Below are 16,397 nucleotides of genomic sequence, written 5' to 3'. Positions count from 1 at the left end.
TAACCAGAACCTGACCACGCTCAACGTCGTCACGCTTGGTACCACGCAGCAGAACGCCGCAGTTCTCGCCAGCACGACCTTCGTCGAGCAGCTTGCGGAACATCTCAACACCGGTGCAGGTGGTGGTGGTGGTGTCACGCAGACCAACGATTTCCAGTGCATCTTGAACGCGAACGATACCGCGCTCGATACGACCAGTCACAACAGTACCGCGACCCGAGATCGAGAATACGTCTTCGATTGGCATCAGGAATGGCTTGTCGATCATACGAACTGGTTCTGGGATGTAGGTATCCAGAGTTTCAACCAGCTTACGAACGGCAGTGGTGCCCATTTCGTTGTCGTCTTTGCCTTCCAGCGCCATACGAGCCGAACCGATGATGATCGGAGTGTCGTCGCCTGGGAAGTCATAAGTGGACAGCAGGTCGCGAACTTCCATCTCAACCAGTTCCAGCAGCTCAGCGTCGTCTACCAGGTCAGCCTTGTTCAGGAAAACCACGATGTACGGAACGCCTACCTGACGGGACAGCAGGATGTGCTCACGGGTTTGTGGCATCGGACCATCAGCGGCCGAGCAAACCAGGATCGCGCCATCCATCTGGGCAGCACCGGTGATCATGTTCTTCACGTAGTCAGCGTGACCTGGGCAGTCAACGTGAGCGTAGTGACGAATAGTCGAGTTGTACTCAACGTGAGCGGTGTTGATGGTGATACCGCGAGCTTTTTCTTCTGGAGCGCTGTCGATCTTGTCGAATTCAACTACGGCCGAACCGAAAACTTCGGAGCAGACGCGAGTCAGAGCAGCGGTCAGAGTGGTTTTACCGTGGTCAACGTGACCGATGGTGCCAACGTTGACGTGCGGTAGGGAACGATCAAATTTTTCTTTAGCCACGACAATTAACTCCTAGCCTAAAGGGGCTGAATCAGCCTTGTTTTTTGGTTACGGATTCGACGATGTGCGACGGAGCCGTATCGTATTTTTTGAATTCCATAGAGTAGCTTGCGCGACCCTGAGACATGGAACGAACGTCGGTCGCATAACCGAACATCTCACCCAGTGGAACCTCGGCACGGATAACCTTGCCGGACACTGTGTCTTCCATACCCTGGATCATGCCGCGACGACGGTTAAGGTCGCCCATTACATCACCCATATAGTCTTCAGGCGTAACAACCTCTACCGCCATGATCGGCTCGAGCAACTCACCACCACCCTTCTGGGCCAGTTGCTTGGTCGCCATGGAAGCAGCCACTTTAAACGCCATCTCGTTGGAGTCGACGTCGTGGTAAGAACCATCGAACACGGTTGCCTTCAGGCCGATCAGCGGATAGCCGGCAACAACGCCGTTCTTCATCTGCTCTTCGATACCCTTCTGGATAGCCGGGATGTATTCCTTAGGAACCACACCACCTACAACTTCGTTCACGAATTGCAGACCTTCCTGACCTTCATCAGCAGGAGCAAAACGGATCCAGCAGTGACCGAACTGGCCGCGACCACCGGACTGACGAACGAACTTGCCTTCGATTTCACAATTCTTCGTGATGCGCTCACGATACGAAACCTGAGGCTTGCCGATGTTGGCTTCGACGTTGAACTCACGGCGCATCCGGTCAACCAGGATGTCCAGGTGCAGCTCGCCCATGCCGGAGATGATCGTTTGACCAGTCTCTTCATCAGTTTTAACACGGAAAGACGGGTCTTCCTGAGCCAGCTTGCCCAGTGCGATACCCATTTTTTCCTGGTCATCCTTGGTCTTAGGCTCTACGGCAACCGAAATAACCGGCTCCGGGAAGTCCATGCGAACCAGGATGATTGGCTTGTCAGCGTTGCAGAGGGTTTCACCAGTGGTGACGTCCTTCATGCCGATCAGGGCCGCGATGTCGCCAGCGCGCACTTCCTTGATCTCTTCACGGGCGTTTGCGTGCATTTGCACCATACGACCCACGCGCTCTTTCTTGCCTTTAACCGAGTTGATCACGCCGTCGCCGGAGTTCAACACGCCCGAGTAAACACGGACGAAGGTCAAGGTACCCACGAATGGGTCGGTAGCGATTTTGAACGCCAGTGCCGCGAACGGCTCGTCGTCACTTGCGTGACGCTCCATTTCCTCTTCCTCGTTATCAGGGTTCGAGCCCTTGATAGCTGGAATGTCGGTTGGAGCAGGCAGGAAGTCGATAACGGCGTCGAGAACCAGGGGAACGCCCTTGTTCTTGAACGACGAACCGCAAACTGCCAGAACGATTTCGCCAGCGATAGTGCGCTGACGCAGAGCGGCCTTGATCTCTTCGATCGACAGCTCTTCGCCTTCCAGGTACTTGTTCATCAGCTCTTCACTGGCTTCGGCCGCAGCCTCAACCATGTTGCTGCGCCACTCAGTAGCCAGCTCGAGCATGTCCGCAGGGATTTCCTTGCGAACAGGAACCATACCCTTGTCAGAGTCGTTCCAGTAAACAGCCTGCATGTTGATCAGGTCGATCTGGCCCTGGAAGTTGTCTTCCGAACCGATAGCCAGCTGAATCGGCACCGGAGTGTGACCCAGACGCTGTTTGATCTGACCGATCACGCGCAGGAAGTTGGCACCAGCACGGTCCATCTTGTTTACGTAAACAAGACGTGGAACGCCGTATTTGTTGGCTTGACGCCATACGGTTTCCGACTGCGGCTCAACACCCGAAGTACCGCAGAATACAACCACAGCGCCGTCGAGTACGCGCAGGGAACGTTCAACTTCAATGGTGAAGTCTACGTGGCCCGGGGTATCGATGACGTTGAAACGGTGCTCGTGCGGGTACTGCTTCTCGGAACCTTTCCAGAAGGCGGTAATGGCAGCAGAAGTAATGGTAATACCACGCTCCTGCTCCTGAACCATCCAGTCTGTGGTCGCGGCGCCGTCATGCACCTCGCCCATTTTGTGACTTTTGCCAGTGTAAAAAAGGACGCGCTCGGTGGTGGTGGTTTTACCAGCATCCACGTGAGCGACGATACCGATGTTACGGTAGCGACTAATCGGAGTAGTACGAGCCATAAAGCCCTCGCAAAATTAGTGAAGCTAAAATTAGAAGCGGTAGTGCGAGAAAGCTTTGTTGGCTTCGGCCATACGGTGCACGTCTTCACGCTTCTTAACAGCAGCACCTTTACCTTCAGCAGCATCCAGCAGTTCGCCAGCCAAGCGCAGAGCCATAGACTTCTCGCCACGCTTACGGGCGAAGTCTACCAACCAGCGCATTGCCAGAGCGTTACGGCGGGAAGGACGAACCTCGACCGGAACCTGGTAAGTAGCACCACCAACGCGGCGCGACTTCACTTCGACCAGCGGAGCGATGGCGTCGAGTGCTTTTTCGAAGAGTTCCAGGGGATCGGTGCCGGCCTTACGAGCCTTCACGGTTTCCAGGGCACCATAAACGATACGCTCGGCAACGGCTTTCTTGCCGCTTTCCATAACGTGGTTCATGAATTTGGCGAGGATCTGGCTTCCGTATTTCGGATCGTCCAGAATCTCACGCTTTGCTGCTACGCGACGTCTTGGCATGATAAGCCCTCAAGCGGTCTTCAGGTTAGTTCGGGACAGATCCAGTGGATGCAAGCCCGACCTTACTCTTATCGACTCAATAAAATGAAAATCTGCAAAACGACCGATTACTTCGGACGCTTGGTACCGTACTTCGAACGACCCTGGTTACGGCCTTTAACGCCGGAAGTATCCAAGGAGCCGCGAACGGTGTGGTAACGAACACCTGGCAAGTCTTTTACACGACCGCCGCGGATCAGTACCACGCTGTGCTCTTGCAGGTTGTGGCCTTCACCACCGATGTACGAGGAAACCTCGAAACCGTTGGTCAGACGCACACGGCATACTTTACGCAGTGCCGAGTTAGGTTTTTTCGGCGTAGTGGTGTACACACGGGTGCACACGCCACGACGTTGCGGGCAGTTCTGCAGCGCAGGTACGTCGGATTTCTCGACGATACGCTTACGCGGCTGACGTACCAGCTGGTTGATAGTTGCCATCTACTAGCTCCACTGTTGTCTTGCGACGCTATTGTCTTGCAAGAAAAGCAAAATGACAGGAACGGATTCCCGCCAAATTTAGGGGATCAAGAGTCTAAAGAGGATCTTGTCCCCAGTCAAGGCAAGGCCCCGACCTCCCCGCCCGTCGAACCTTGACAATTTGTCTCGATTCGACGAACGGAGCGATCAGGGCCTCAGCTTAGTTACCGCAGAACTCAGTTACCGCTCGAGTTCAGCGCTTCGGTCAGTGCAGCTTCCACTTCACTGGCGCTTACGCGCAACGGCTTGTCTGCATCACGACGACGCTTGCGCTCGCTGTGGTACGCCAGACCGGTACCGGCCGGGATCAGACGACCCACAACCACGTTTTCTTTCAGGCCGCGCAGGTAGTCGCGCTTGCCGGTGACTGCCGCTTCGGTCAGTACGCGAGTGGTTTCCTGGAAGGAAGCCGCCGAGATGAACGATTCGGTGGACAACGACGCCTTGGTGATACCCAGCAGAACGCGGGTGAACTTGGAGACAAACTTGTCTTCCGCGCTCAGACGCTCGTTCTCTACCAGAACGTGAGTCAGTTCCATCTGGTCGCCCTTGATGAAACTGGAATCGCCGGACTCGGAGATCTCAACTTTACGCAGCATCTGACGCAGGATGGTCTCGATGTGCTTGTCGTTGATCTTCACGCCTTGCAGACGGTAAACGTCCTGGATCTCGTTCACGATGTACTTGGCCAGCGCGCTCACACCCAGCAGACGCAGAATGTCGTGCGGATCGCTCGGACCGTCGGAGATAACTTCGCCGCGGTTTACCTGTTCGCCTTCGAACACGTTCAGGTGACGCCACTTCGGAATCAGCTCTTCGTACGGATCGCTACCGTCGTTCGGGGTAATGACCAGACGGCGCTTGCCTTTGGTCTCTTTACCGAACGCGATGGTGCCGCTGACTTCAGCCAGAATCGACGCTTCCTTCGGACGACGAGCTTCGAACAGGTCGGCAACACGCGGCAGACCACCGGTGATGTCGCGAGTTTTCGAAGTTTCTTGCGGGATACGAGCGATAACGTCACCGATCGCGATCTTCGCACCGTCCGCAACACCGACCAGGGCGTTGGCTGGCAGGAAGTACTGAGCGATAACGTCAGTGCCTGGCAGCAACAGATCCTTGCCGTTGTCGTCGACCATCTTCACTGCTGGACGGATTTCTTTGCCCGCAGCTGGACGATCTTTCGCGTCGAGTACTTCAATGTTGGTCATACCGGTCAATTCGTCAGTCTGACGCTTGATCGTGATGCCTTCTTCCATGCCCACGTAGGTCACGGTACCTTTCATTTCGGTAACGATCGGGTGAGTGTGCGGATCCCACTTGGCCACGATTGCGCCAGCGTCGACCTTGTCACCTTCTTTAACCGAAATCACAGCACCGTACGGCAGCTTGTAACGCTCACGCTCACGACCGAAGTCATCAGCGATTGCCAGCTCACCGGAGCGGGACACGGCAACCAGGTGGCCATCCACTCGCTCAACGTGTTTCAGGTTGTGCAGACGGACAGTACCGCCATTCTTCACCTGAACGCTGTCGGCTGCGGAAGTACGGCTTGCCGCACCACCGATGTGGAACGTACGCATCGTCAGCTGGGTACCCGGCTCACCGATGGACTGGGCAGCAATAACGCCGACCGCTTCACCGATGTTCACCTGGTGACCACGAGCCAGATCACGGCCGTAGCACTTGGCGCAAATGCCATAGCGGGTTTCGCAGCTGATCGGCGAACGCACGATCACTTCGTCGATGCTGTTCAGCTCGATGAACTCGACCCACTTCTCGTCTACCAGGGTACCGGCAGGAACGATAACGTCCTCGGTGCCTGGCTTGAATACGTCACGGGCAATAACACGACCCAATACGCGCTCACCCAACGGCTCTACAACGTCACCGCCTTCAATGTGCGGAGTCATCAACAGACCGTGTTCGGTGCCGCAATCGATCTCGGTTACAACCAGATCCTGCGCCACGTCTACCAGACGACGAGTCAGGTAACCGGAGTTCGCAGTTTTCAACGCGGTATCCGCCAGACCTTTACGAGCACCGTGAGTCGAGATGAAGTACTGAAGTACGCTCAGACCTTCACGGAAGTTCGCAGTAATCGGCGTTTCAATGATGGAACCGTCCGGCTTGGCCATCAGACCACGCATACCGGCCAGCTGACGAATCTGTGCTGCGGAACCCCGCGCACCCGAGTCGGCCATCATGTACATCGAGTTGAAGGACTCTTGGTCAACTTCATCGCCATGACGGTCGATGACTTTCTCTTTCGAGAGGTTGGCCATCATCGCCTTGGAAACTTCGTCGTTCGCCTTCGACCAAAGGTCGATCACTTTGTTGTACTTCTCGCCCTGGGTTACCAGGCCGGAGGCGTACTGGCTCTCGATCTCTTTCACTTCGTCGGTGGCTGCACCGATGATGCGGGCTTTTTCGTCCGGGATAACGAAGTCGTTAACGCCGATGGAAACGCCGGAGATGGTCGAGTAAGCGAAACCGGTGTACATCAACTGGTCAGCGAAGATCACGGTCTCTTTCAGACCAACCACGCGGTAGCACTGGTTGATCAGCTTGGAGATCGCCTTTTTCTTCATCGGCAGGTTGACGACATCGTACGACAGACCTTTTGGCACAACCTGGAACAGCAGCGCACGGCCGACAGTGGTGTCGACGATACGAGTGTTGCTCACGCTGTTGCCGTCACGGTCGTTGACGGTTTCATTGATACGAACCTTGACCTTGGCGTGCAGTGCGGCTTCGCCGGCACGGAACACACGGTCAACTTCCTGCAGATCCGCGAACACACGACCTTCGCCCTTGGCGTTGATCGCTTCACGAGTCATGTAGTACAGACCCAATACAACGTCCTGCGACGGAACGATGATTGGCTCACCGTTGGCTGGCGACAGAATGTTGTTGGTCGACATCATCAACGCACGCGCTTCGAGCTGGGCTTCCAGCGTCAGCGGTACGTGCACGGCCATTTGGTCGCCGTCGAAGTCGGCGTTGTACGCGGCGCAGACCAGCGGGTGCAGCTGGATAGCCTTACCTTCGATCAGGACCGGTTCAAACGCCTGGATACCCAGACGGTGAAGGGTCGGTGCACGGTTGAGAAGAACCGGGTGTTCGCGAATCACTTCAGCGAGAACGTCCCAAACCTCTGGCAGTTCGCGCTCGACCATTTTCTTGGCCGCTTTGATGGTGGTCGCGAGACCACGCATTTCCAGCTTGCCGAAAATGAACGGTTTGAACAGCTCGAGAGCCATCTTCTTCGGCAGACCGCACTGGTGCAAACGCAGGGTCGGACCTACGGTAATTACCGAACGACCGGAGTAGTCAACGCGCTTACCGAGCAAGTTCTGACGGAAGCGACCCTGCTTACCCTTGATCATGTCAGCCAGGGATTTCAGAGGACGCTTGTTCGAACCGGTGATAGCGCGGCCACGACGACCGTTGTCGAGCAGTGCATCGACAGCTTCCTGCAACATACGCTTTTCGTTGCGCACGATGATGTCCGGAGCGGACAGATCCAGCAGGCGCTTCAAACGGTTGTTACGGTTGATCACTCGACGATACAGATCGTTGAGGTCGGAAGTCGCGAAACGACCGCCATCCAGCGGGACCAGTGGACGCAGATCTGGCGGCAGAACCGGCAGAACGGTCAGCACCATCCACTCTGGCAGGTTGCCGGAACCCTGGAAGGCTTCCATCAACTTCAGACGCTTGGACAGCTTCTTGATCTTGGTTTCCGAGTTGGTTTGCGGAATTTCTTCGCGCAGACGACCAATCTCGTGCTCCAGGTCGATAGCGTGCAGCAGTTCACGGACAGCTTCAGCACCCATGCGGGCGTCGAAGTCGTCACCGAACTCTTCCAGCGCTTCGAAGTACTGTTCGTCGTTCAGCAACTGACCTTTTTCAAGGGTGGTCATGCCTGGATCGATAACGACGTAGCTCTCGAAGTAGAGAACGCGTTCGATATCACGCAGGGTCATGTCCATCAGCAGGCCGATACGGGACGGCAGCGATTTCAGGAACCAGATGTGGGCAACCGGCGAAGCCAGTTCGATGTGCGCCATGCGCTCACGACGAACCTTGGCCAGCGCAACTTCAACGCCGCACTTCTCACAGATCACACCACGGTGCTTCAAGCGCTTGTACTTACCGCACAGGCACTCGTAATCCTTTACCGGGCCAAAGATCTTGGCGCAGAACAGACCGTCACGCTCAGGTTTGAACGTACGGTAGTTGATGGTTTCCGGCTTTTTAACTTCGCCGAACGACCACGAGCGGATCATCTCAGGCGAGGCCAATCCGATACGGATGGCGTCGAACTCTTCGACTTGACCCTGGTTTTTCAGCAAATTCAGTAGGTCTTTCAAGGCCTTTCCTCCTGGCGGAGCAGAGAGCGGGCAGTCCTGCCCCGCTCTCGATCGCGTCACGTGTTATTCGGTTTCCAGATCGATATCGATGCCGAGGGAACGAATTTCCTTGATCAACACGTTGAAGGACTCGGGCATGCCCGGCTCCATACGGTGATCGCCATCCACGATGTTTTTGTACATCTTGGTACGGCCGTTCACATCGTCCGACTTCACTGTGAGCATTTCTTGCAGAGTGTAAGCGGCACCGTATGCTTCCAGTGCCCAGACCTCCATCTCCCCGAAACGCTGACCACCGAACTGCGCCTTACCACCCAGCGGCTGCTGGGTAACCAGGCTGTACGAACCGGTAGAACGCGCGTGCATCTTGTCGTCTACCAAGTGGTTCAGCTTCAGCATGTACATGTAGCCAACGGTAACTGGACGCTCGAACTTGTTGCCGGTACGGCCGTCAGTCAGCTGCATCTGGCCGCTTTCCGGCAGGTCTGCCAGTTTCAGCATGGCCTTGATTTCGCTTTCCTTGGCACCGTCGAACACTGGAGTGGCCATTGGAACGCCGCCACGCAGGTTCTTCGCCAGATCCAGGATTTCCTGATCGGAGAAGCTATCCAGATCTTCGTTACGACCGCCGATCTGGTTGTAGATCTCGTCGAGGAAGGTACGCAGTTCAGCGACTTTACGCTGCTCTTCGACCATCCGGTTGATCTTCTCGCCCAGACCTTTGGCCGCGAGGCCCAGGTGGGTTTCAAGGATCTGACCAACGTTCATACGCGAAGGTACGCCCAACGGGTTGAGGACGACGTCGACCGGGGTGCCATTGGCATCGTGCGGCATGTCTTCAACCGGCATGATCACGGAGACCACACCTTTGTTACCGTGACGACCGGCCATCTTGTCGCCCGGCTGGATGCGACGACGGATTGCCAGGTAAACCTTGACGATTTTCAGCACGCCTGGAGCCAGGTCATCGCCCTGCTGCAGTTTGCGCTTCTTGTCTTCGAACTTGTCGTCCAGCAGACGGCGGCGATCAACGATGTAGGCCTGAGCCTTCTCGAGCTGCTCGTTCAGAGCATCTTCAGCCATGCGCAGTTTGAACCACTGACCATGCTCAAGACCGTCGAGAACTTCGTCGGTGATGTCCTGACCTTTCTTCAGACCGGCGCCGCCTTCAGCCTTGTGGCCTACCAGAGCGGAGCGCAGACGTTCGAAGGTCGCGCCTTCAACGATACGGAACTCTTCGTTCAGATCCTTGCGGATCTCGTCCAGCTGGGACTTCTCGATCGACAGTGCACGAGCATCACGCTCAACGCCGTCGCGGGTGAAGACCTGTACGTCGATGACAGTACCTTTGGTACCTGTAGGTACACGCAGGGAGGTGTCTTTAACGTCGCTGGCTTTTTCACCGAAGATCGCACGCAGCAGTTTTTCTTCCGGAGTCAGTTGGGTCTCGCCTTTCGGAGTGACCTTACCCACCAGGATGTCGCCTGCGCCGACTTCAGCACCTACGTAAACGATACCGGCTTCGTCCAGCTTGTTCAGTGCAGCTTCACCCACGTTCGGGATGTCTGCAGTGATTTCCTCTGGGCCAAGCTTGGTGTCACGGGCCACACAGGTCAGTTCCTGAATGTGGATCGTGGTGAAGCGATCTTCCTGAACCACACGCTCGGACAGGCAGATGGAGTCTTCGAAGTTGAAGCCGTTCCATGCCATGAACGCGATGCGCATGTTCTGACCCAGTGCCAGTTCACCCATGTCGGTGGACGGGCCGTCGGCCATGATGTCGCTACGCTGAACGCGATCACCCTTTCTCACCAGCGGACGCTGGTTGATGCAGGTGTTCTGGTTCGAGCGGGTGTATTTGGTCAGGTTGTAGATGTCGACACCAGCTTCACCGGTTTCAACTTCGTCATCGGCAACACGAACCACGATACGGCTGGCATCAACAGAGTCGATCACGCCGCCACGACGAGCCACGACGCAAACGCCGGAGTCGCGAGCCACGTTACGCTCCATGCCGGTACCTACCAGCGGCTTGTCAGCACGCAGGGTTGGTACAGCTTGACGCTGCATGTTCGAACCCATCAACGCACGGTTGGCGTCGTCGTGCTCGAGGAACGGAATCAGCGACGCTGCAACCGAAACTACCTGCTTCGGCGAAACGTCCATCAGGGTGACGTCTTCCGGCGCCTTGACGGTGAATTCGTTCAGGTGACGTACGGCTACCAGCTCGTCGATCAGGACTTTCTGGTCGTTCATGGTCGCCGAAGCCTGCGCGATCACGTGATCGGCTTCTTCAATGGCGGACAGGAACACGATCTCGTCAGTGACCACACCCTCTTTCACCACGCGGTACGGGCTTTCCAGGAAGCCGTACTGGTTGGTGCGGGCATAAGCAGCCAAGGAGTTGATCAGACCGATGTTCGGACCTTCCGGCGTTTCAATCGGGCATACACGACCGTAGTGAGTCGGGTGTACGTCACGAACTTCAAAGCCTGCGCGCTCACGAGTCAGACCGCCAGGGCCGAGTGCAGAGACACGACGCTTGTGGGTGATCTCGGACAGCGGGTTGTTCTGGTCCATGAACTGCGAGAGCTGGCTGGAACCGAAGAACTCTTTCACCGCCGCAGCCACTGGCTTGGCGTTGATCAGGTCTTGCGGCATCAGGCCTTCGCTTTCAGCCATCGACAGACGCTCTTTGACCGCACGCTCAACACGTACCAGGCCAACGCGGAACTGGTTCTCGGCCATTTCGCCTACGCAGCGAACACGACGGTTACCCAGGTGGTCGATGTCATCGACGATGCCTTTACCGTTACGGATGTCGACCAGAGTCTTCAGTACCGCGACGATGTCTTCCTTGCACAGCACGCCCGAACCTTCGATCTCGGTACGACCGATACGACGGTTGAACTTCATCCGGCCGACCGCAGACAGGTCATAGCGCTCAGGGCTGAAGAACAGGTTGTTGAACAGGGTTTCGGCAGCGTCTTTGGTTGGCGGCTCGCCTGGACGCATCATGCGATAGATCTCGACCAGCGCTTCCAATTGGTTGCTGGTGGAGTCGATCTTCAGCGTGTCGGAGATGAACGGACCGCAGTCGATGTCGTTGGTGTACAGAGTTTCGATGCGAACAACGCCGGCCTTGGCGATTTTCGCCAGGACTTCGGTCGACAGCTCGGTGTTGCACTCTGCCAGGATTTCGCCGGTAGCCGGATGCACGATGACCTTGGCGGTGGTGCGACCCAGGACGTAGTCCAGAGGCACGTCCAGCTCTTTGATCCCGGCCTTTTCCAACTGGTTGATGTGGCGGGCAGTAATACGACGGCCCTGCTCGACAATAACCTTGCCTTTATCGTCCTGGATATCGAGGACAGCCACTTCACCGCGCAGACGCTGAGGCACCAGTTCCAGGCTCAGGCCTTCGCCTTTAACGTGGAATACGTTGGTGGTGTAGAAAGCGTCCAGCACTTCTTCGGTGGTGTAGCCGAGCGCGCGCAGCAGCACCGAGGCCGGCAGCTTGCGACGACGGTCGATACGCACGAACACGCAGTCTTTCGGGTCGAACTCGAAGTCCAGCCACGAACCGCGGTAAGGAATGATGCGCGCGGAGTACAGCAGTTTACCGGAACTGTGCGTCTTGCCGCGGTCGTGGTCAAAGAACACGCCCGGGGAACGGTGCAGCTGGGAAACGATAACACGCTCGGTACCGTTGATTACGAAGGTACCGTTCTCAGTCATCAATGGGATTTCGCCCATGTAGACTTCTTGCTCTTTGATGTCCTTGATCGCTTTGTTCGACGACTCTTTGTCGAAAATGATCAGGCGCACTTTTACCCGCAAAGGTACGGCGAAAGTTACACCGCGCAATACGCATTCTTTGACATCAAATGCCGGTTCGCCCAGGCGATAACCGACGTACTCCAGCGCAGCATTGCCGGAGTAGCTGATGATCGGGAAAACGGATTTGAAGGCCGCATGCAGGCCCACGTCGCGGAACTGATCTTTAGTCGCTCCCGCTTGCAAGAATTCACGATACGAATCCAGCTGGATGGCCAGGAGGTACGGCACATCCATGACGTCCGGCAACTTGCTAAAGTCCTTGCGGATACGTTTTTTCTCAGTATATGAGTAAGCCATCAGCGTTCCCCAGCTTGGTCACCTGCTTGTTTGGCCCCTCCCGACGGGAGCAGCCAGAAAATCGTGCAAACCCCATGGTTTGCGCCACCGCATCGGGTGGTTACAGCGCCTTTATCAGCACCGACCCAGTCGGCTGCCAATAACGGAAAAAGGCCGGTGGCAAGAGCCACCAGCCATCAGCCTGTCGCTTGACGCTCGGGCTGGAGGAGCAAAGTCGATACTTATTTCAGCTCGACTTTAGCGCCTGCTTCTTCCAGCTTCTTCTTAGCGTCTTCAGCAGCTTCTTTCGAAACGCCTTCAGCTACAACCTGAGGAGCGCCGTCTACTTTCTCTTTGGCTTCTTTCAGGCCCAGACCGGTCAGTTCACGAACTGCCTTGATCACGTTAACCTTCTTCTCGCCAGCTTCCAGCAGAACAACGTTGAACTCGGTTTGCTCTTCAACAGCAGCAGCAGCTACAGCTGGGCCAGCCGAAGCAGCAGCAGCGGTAACACCGAAGGTTTCTTCCATCGCTTTGATCAGCTCAACGATTTCCACTACGGATTTCTGGCCGATTGCTTCGATGATTTGTTCGTTAGTCAGAGACATGACTCAATTCCTGAATTGGGGGACGGCCTACGCGACCATCGAAATAAACAAAAAACGCGAGAAGTTGACGAGCCTTAGGCTGCGGCAGCTTCTTTCTGGTCGCGAATTGCCGCCAGAGTACGAGCCAACTTGCTGGTAGCGCCTTGAATCACGCTCATCAGCTGAGAAATTGCTTCGTCACGGGTCGGCAGAGTTGCCAGTACGTCGATCTGATTAGCTGCGAGGAACTTGCCCTCGAACGCAGCTGCCTTGATCTCGAACTTGTCCTGACCCTTGGCAAACTCTTTGAAGATACGGGCAGCAGCGCCCGGATGTTCGTTCGAGAATGCAATCAGGGTCGGGCCGGTGAACACGTCGTTGAGAACACTGTATTCAGTGTCAGCAACAGCGCGCTTGAGCAGGGTGTTACGTACAACACGTACGTAAACGCCAGCTTCACGAGCCTCTTTACGGAGTCCGGTCATTGCGCCTACTGTTACGCCACGGGCATCAACCACGACAGCGGACAGAGCGACTTTGGCAGCCTCGTTGACTTCAGCGACGATGGCCTTCTTGTCTTCGAGATTAATTGCCACGGGTTTAACTCCTGCTTGTTACCGTTTCACTCGGTCGAAACCGAATGTCGTTTTGGTGTCTGATTCGGTAAGGAACCGGGAGCACCATCTGCGTAGGCTTGTGGTTTAAGGCTTGCGCCGCCTACGGTCTTGGATAGCCCCCGCCAGGCAGGGACCCCAATCTTTCAATTGGCGCGAATAATCGCACCAACCTTTGTCTTACGCGTCCAGCGAGCTCTGGTCGATAACCAGACCTGGGCCCATAGTGGTGCTCAGGGTAACGCGCTTGACGTAAATACCTTTCGAGGAAGCTGGTTTGATACGCTTCAGATCAGCGATCAGGGCTTCAACGTTTTCCTTCAGCTTGACGGCATCGAAGCCGATCTTGCCAACGGAGGTGTGGATGATGCCGTTTTTGTCGGTGCGATAACGAACCTGACCAGCCTTGGCGTTTTTAACCGCGGTAGCTACGTCTGGAGTTACGGTGCCGACTTTCGGGTTAGGCATCAGGCCACGTGGACCGAGGATCTGACCCAGTTGACCTACAACGCGCATGGCATCCGGGGATGCGATCACTACGTCGTAGTTCAGGTCGCCGCCTTTCATTTCGGCAGCCAGGTCGTCCATACCTACACGGTCAGCGCCGGCAGCCAGAGCGGCCTCAGCAGCTGGACCCTGGGTGAACACAGCAACGCGAACGGTCTTGCCAGTGCCGTGTGGCAGCACAGTAGCGCTACGAACAACCTGGTCGGATTTACGCGGGTCTACACCCAGGTTTACAGCAACGTCGAACGACTCGCTGAACTTGACAGTCGACAGCTCAGCCAGCAGAGCAGCAGCGTCTACAATGTTGTAGGCCTTGCCTGCTTCGATTTTGCCGGCGATAGCCTTTTGACGCTTGGTCAGCTTAGCCATTACACACCCTCCACGTTAAGGCCCATGCTACGAGCAGAACCGGCGATAGTACGCACGGCTGCATCCATATCAGCTGCAGTCAGATCCGCGTTTTTGGTTTTCGCGATTTCTTCCAGCTGAGCACGGGTAACAGTGCCAACCTTAACGGTGTTCGGACGAGCGGAACCGCTGGTCAGACCGGCCGCCTTCTTCAGCAGAACCGAAGCAGGGGTGGATTTGGTTTCGAAAGTGAAGCTACGGTCGCTGTAGACAGTGATGATCACTGGAGTCGGCAGACCTGCTTCAAGACCCTGAGTACGGGCGTTGAAAGCCTTGCAGAATTCCATGATGTTCACGCCGTGCTGACCCAGAGCAGGACCAACAGGTGGGCTTGGGTTAGCCTGAGCGGCCTTCACTTGCAGCTTGATGTAAGCGGTAATCTTCTTGGCCATGAGGCACTCCAATTACGGGTTCGAACGCCTCGAAAGGCTCCCCGGTTACTTGCGCGTTTATCCCAGTGACGACAAAACCCCACAGCCTAGGGCTGCGGGGTTGGGATGCTTGTTCAGCTAGACCTTTTCGACCTGACTGAACTCCAACTCTACCGGAGTAGAGCGACCGAAAATAAGCACTGCCACCTGGACACGGCTCTTTTCGTAGTTAACTTCTTCGACGGTGCCGTTAAAGTCAGCGAATGGACCGTCAGTAACACGAACTACCTCACCCGGCTCAAACAGAGTCTTCGGTTTCGGCTTATCGCTACCATCAGCCACGCGACGCAGAATGGCTTCCGCCTCTTTGTCGGTGATTGGAGCAGGCTTGTCGGCGGTACCGCCAATGAAGCCCATCACCCGAGGAGTATCCTTGACCAAGTGCCAAGTACCCTCATTCATATCCATCTGTACCAGCACATAGCCTGGGAAGAACTTGCGTTCGCTTTTGCGCTTCTGGCCATTACGCATTTCAACCACTTCTTCAGTGGGAACCAGAATTTCGCCGAAGCCATCTTCCATGCCAGCCAGCTTAACGCGCTCAATCAGCGAGCGCATGACATGCTTCTCGTAACCCGAGTAAGCATGCACAACGTACCAACGCTTAGCCACGGGACACCCTTAGCCGACAATCAAGGAAACAAGCCAACCGAGCAGGGAATCAACACCCCACAACAGCAACGCCATAACGATAACCACAGCAACAACGATCAACGTTGTCTGCGTGGTTTCCTGGCGAGTTGGCCATACGACTTTACGAATCTCGGCGCGCGCTTCCTTAACCAGTACAAAGAACGACTTGCCCTTTGCAGTCTGCAGGCCTACAAAGGCAGCTACAGCAGCAATTACGAGCAAAGCGAGTACACGGTACAGGATCGGCGAAGCAGCGTAATACTGATTGCCAACTACACCCACAACCACCAAAGCGGCTACCACAAGCCACTTGAGCAGATCGAAGCGAGAGCCTTGAGCTTCAGCCTTAGGAGTCATCTATGAAGATCCTGTGAAAAGAAAGCCAGACACACCGAGTGAATCTGGCAGGTCAGGAGGGAATCGAACCCCCAACCTACGGTTTTGGAGACCGTCGCTCTGCCAATTGAGCTACTGACCTAAAACAAAATCAGGCCGACCATTATGCCGGCCCGAAAAATACATTACAACCGCTTATTCGATGATTTTAGCTACGACGCCAGCGCCGACGGTACGACCGCCTTCACGGATAGCGAAACGCAGACCATCTTCCATCGCGATGGTTTTGATCAGGGTAACAGTCATCTGAATGTTGTCACCTGGCATTACCATTTCAA

The 16,397-nt window shown here is 55.8% G+C and carries 12 protein-coding genes, 1 tRNA gene and 1 pseudogene; all 14 read right to left on the bottom strand.

The window, feature by feature from the left end:
- The coding region (gene tuf / locus QMX91_RS20300; protein ID WP_282413256.1) for an elongation factor Tu at window positions 1-892 on the bottom strand (892 nt) is incomplete at its 3' end.
- A gap of 31 nt (window positions 893-923) precedes the next feature.
- On the bottom strand, window positions 924-3,029 hold the full coding sequence (fusA, locus tag QMX91_RS20295; RefSeq protein WP_007962223.1) for an elongation factor G: 2,106 nt from the start codon (window positions 3,027-3,029) through the stop codon (window positions 924-926).
- Between the two features lie 30 nt (window positions 3,030-3,059).
- Entirely contained in the window at window positions 3,060-3,533 is a 474-nt protein-coding gene (gene rpsG, locus QMX91_RS20290; RefSeq protein ID WP_003228745.1) for a 30S ribosomal protein S7, read from the bottom strand.
- Window positions 3,534-3,640: 107 nt separating this feature from the next.
- The gene (gene rpsL, locus QMX91_RS20285; RefSeq protein WP_003186084.1) at window positions 3,641-4,012 is read right to left on the bottom strand and encodes a 30S ribosomal protein S12; all 372 of its coding nucleotides are present in this window, start codon (window positions 4,010-4,012) and stop codon (window positions 3,641-3,643) included.
- 215 nt (window positions 4,013-4,227) lie between these two features.
- Entirely contained in the window at window positions 4,228-8,427 is a 4,200-nt protein-coding gene (gene rpoC / locus QMX91_RS20280; protein ID WP_027614261.1) for a DNA-directed RNA polymerase subunit beta', read from the bottom strand.
- 63 nt (window positions 8,428-8,490) lie between these two features.
- Window positions 8,491-12,564 (bottom strand): DNA-directed RNA polymerase subunit beta, encoded by a 4,074-nt coding sequence (rpoB, locus tag QMX91_RS20275; protein ID WP_098965865.1) that lies wholly within the window; start codon window positions 12,562-12,564, stop codon window positions 8,491-8,493.
- Window positions 12,565-12,785: 221 nt separating this feature from the next.
- Window positions 12,786-13,151 (bottom strand): 50S ribosomal protein L7/L12, encoded by a 366-nt coding sequence (rplL, locus tag QMX91_RS20270; protein ID WP_007962228.1) that lies wholly within the window; start codon window positions 13,149-13,151, stop codon window positions 12,786-12,788.
- A gap of 74 nt (window positions 13,152-13,225) precedes the next feature.
- Window positions 13,226-13,726, bottom strand: coding sequence for a 50S ribosomal protein L10 (gene rplJ, locus QMX91_RS20265; protein ID WP_003228752.1), 501 nt, complete (start codon window positions 13,724-13,726; stop codon window positions 13,226-13,228).
- 198 nt (window positions 13,727-13,924) lie between these two features.
- Window positions 13,925-14,620, bottom strand: coding sequence for a 50S ribosomal protein L1 (gene rplA / locus QMX91_RS20260; protein ID WP_003228754.1), 696 nt, complete (start codon window positions 14,618-14,620; stop codon window positions 13,925-13,927).
- Entirely contained in the window at window positions 14,620-15,051 is a 432-nt protein-coding gene (gene rplK, locus QMX91_RS20255; protein ID WP_003228756.1) for a 50S ribosomal protein L11, read from the bottom strand. The genes rplA and rplK overlap by 1 nt, the downstream gene beginning before the upstream one ends.
- A 117-nt stretch (window positions 15,052-15,168) precedes the next feature.
- Window positions 15,169-15,702: a transcription termination/antitermination protein NusG gene (gene nusG / locus QMX91_RS20250; protein ID WP_025113545.1), complete on the bottom strand. Its 534-nt coding sequence runs from the start codon at window positions 15,700-15,702 to the stop codon at window positions 15,169-15,171.
- 9 nt (window positions 15,703-15,711) lie between these two features.
- On the bottom strand, window positions 15,712-16,080 hold the full coding sequence (gene secE, locus QMX91_RS20245) for a preprotein translocase subunit SecE (protein ID WP_027614263.1): 369 nt from the start codon (window positions 16,078-16,080) through the stop codon (window positions 15,712-15,714).
- Between the two features lie 45 nt (window positions 16,081-16,125).
- Window positions 16,126-16,201, bottom strand: a tRNA-Trp gene (locus tag QMX91_RS20240).
- Window positions 16,202-16,254: 53 nt separating this feature from the next.
- Window positions 16,255-16,397: pseudogene (locus QMX91_RS20235) on the bottom strand (elongation factor Tu); the annotation flags it as partial.

It is taken from the genome of Pseudomonas sp. PS01299, assembly GCF_029960145.1.
In the GTDB taxonomy this organism is placed as follows: domain Bacteria; phylum Pseudomonadota; class Gammaproteobacteria; order Pseudomonadales; family Pseudomonadaceae; genus Aquipseudomonas; species Aquipseudomonas putida_A.
Note: the sequence above shows the minus strand (reverse complement) of the source record. Positions and strands in the feature narration are given on the sequence as shown.